The sequence below is a fragment of the Natronococcus jeotgali DSM 18795 genome, assembly GCF_000337695.1.
GTDB lineage: Archaea > Halobacteriota > Halobacteria > Halobacteriales > Natrialbaceae > Natronococcus > Natronococcus jeotgali.
The window spans coordinates 1-2,104 of sequence record NZ_AOIA01000120.1; the positions used below are offsets into that span (position 1 = coordinate 1).

General features: G+C 65.3%; 2 protein-coding genes and 2 rRNA genes. 3 read left to right on the forward strand and 1 reads right to left on the reverse strand.

Features of this window, described 5'->3' with window-relative positions; translation table 11 throughout:
- A 5S ribosomal RNA gene (gene rrf, locus C492_RS13200) occupies window positions 1-81 on the forward strand; the annotation flags it as partial.
- Between the two features lie 56 nt (window positions 82-137).
- A 5S ribosomal RNA gene (gene rrf / locus C492_RS26080) occupies window positions 138-239 on the forward strand.
- Window positions 240-452: 213 nt separating this feature from the next.
- On the opposite strand, the gene C492_RS13210 is transcribed toward rrf (C492_RS26080), so the two are convergent.
- The gene (locus C492_RS13210) at window positions 453-752 is read right to left on the reverse strand and encodes a DUF4242 domain-containing protein (RefSeq protein WP_008424350.1); all 300 of its coding nucleotides are present in this window, start codon (window positions 750-752) and stop codon (window positions 453-455) included.
- Window positions 753-944: 192 nt separating this feature from the next.
- Here C492_RS13210 and C492_RS13215 point away from each other — a divergent pair.
- On the forward strand, window positions 945-2,104 hold a 1,160-nt coding region (locus C492_RS13215; RefSeq protein WP_008424352.1), incomplete at its 3' end, for an AAA family ATPase.

Below are 2,104 nucleotides of genomic sequence, written 5' to 3' on the forward strand. Positions count from 1 at the left end.
GAACACGGAAGATAAGCTCGCCTGCGTTTCGGCAAGTACTGGAGTGGGAGACCCTCTGGAAACACCGATTCGCCGCCCACCACTCATACCGATGACCGACAGTGGTCTCACGGCGGTTCGATTCCGCCGGTCGGCGTTACAGCGGCCACAGCGGCGAGGTGCCTCCCGTACCCATCCCGAACACGGAAGATAAGCTCGCCTGCGTTTCGGCAAGTACTGGAGTGGGAGACCNCCCGTACCCATCCCGAACACGGAAGATAAGCTCGCCTGCGTTTCGGCAAGTACTGGAGTGGGAGACCCTCTGGAAACACCGATTCGCCGCTTTCATTCATACCCTTTTCATAAACTAGTTACAACTCCTCGAGACGTCGATGTCGACCACGTCGGCTCGGGCCGTCCGCCGACGGACGAAAGGGCCGTTCCGGTAGCCCTTCGAGTCTCCGAATTACCGGTTACTCGCCCTCGAGCGGGTCTCCTTTGTGGTCGATCCGCGTAGCGGGAAGCCCCGCTCGCTCGGCGTGCTCACGGACTGCAGCCGTGTCTTCGGCCCGGTAGTGACAGTACGTGCCAGTGACCTGTCCATCTTCGTTCGTTAGCACTTCCGATTCGACCCAGCGGATGCCGACGCCCTCGTCGCGCAATTCCTCGAGGGCGTCGCCCGACTGCTCGGCGGCGGCTTCGAGGTCGGTTTCGCTGATCGGGTCGTCGAGCGCACGGAGGATAAGGTAGTCCTCCAGGTTGTCATTCGTCATGGTCCGTGTTACTCCTCAACGTCATATCCAATAAACATTCGTCGGGATCGAACGGTGAGGTGGACTCGAACCGTTCGTTCAGGGTCGGGGTGGCGCGGGACCGATCCAAACGTTCTTGCACTCGTACGTGACACGTTATCAAAAGACGATTGCGCAATGAGACTCACCGTCAAGCCGCTTGTTTCGGATCGGATGAAGAGGGTCATCGCCCTCGAGCGGGAGACGATAACCGCGCTCGGCACCGAGCCCGGCGAGTACGTCTCGCTCGAGGGACCAACGGGGGAGTCGGTCGTCGCCGAGGTGACGTCGCGACCGAGCGAGGAGACGGGGGCTCGAACGGTCCGTCTCGACCGCCGGCTCGCGGAGCGGCTCGACGTCGCCCCCGGCGAGACGGTCCGCGCGGAGCCGGCCGACGTTCGATCGGCCGAGCGCGTCGAGATCGCGCTTCCCGAAGACGTTCCCTCGAGAGAGGCCCTCGAACTCTCACAGCGGGACGCGTTGGTCGGGCGGGTTCTCTCGGACGGAGAGACGGTAACGGTTCCGCTGGCAGACGGATCGGGAACCGAGACGCGAAACGTCCCGATCGAGGTCGTCGCCCTCGAGCCGGCCGGGCCCGCCGTCGTCGAGGACTGGACGTCGGTCGTGCTCTCGCCGGAGTCGGCGACGGTCGGCGACGCGGAGGACGATCCGGGCGCCGTCGGCGTGACGTACGACGACGTCGGGGGGCTGGACGAGGAACTCGAGCAGGTTCGGGAGGTCGTCGAGTTACCGATGCGATATCCGGGGCTGTTCGATCGGCTCGGGATCGACCCGCCGAATGGCGTTCTCCTGTACGGACCGCCGGGAACCGGAAAGACGCTCGTTGCCCGCGCGCTGGCCAACGAGGTCGGCGCGCACTTTCGAACGCTTCGCGGGCCGGAGATCGTCTCGAAGTACCGGGGGGAAAGCGAGCAGCGGCTCCGGGAGATCTTCGAGGAGGCCGAGGCGAACGCGCCCGCGGTCGTCTTCATCGACGAGATCGACGCGATCGCGCCGAAGCGGGAGGACGTCGGCGATGCCGAACGCCGGATCGTCGCCCAGTTACTCTCCGTCCTCGACGACGGAGCCGACGGGGAGCAGGTCGTCGTGGTCGGGACGACGAATCGAATCGATTCGATCGACCCCGCCCTCCGTCGTCCCGGTCGGTTCGACCGCGAGATCGAGATCGGCGTGCCGGACGCCGACGGGCGGGCGGAGATCCTCGACATCCACGCGGCCGACGTCCCCCTGAGCGACGGCGTCGATCTGGAGCGCTACGCCGAGCGCACCCACGGCTTCGTGGGAGCGGATCTCGAGAACCTGATCAGGGAGGG

Coding starts and splice junctions, on each gene's coding strand:
- C492_RS13210 (WP_008424350.1), bottom strand. CDS start 752: ATGACGAATGACAACCTGGAGGACTACCTTATCCTCCGTGCGCTCGAC.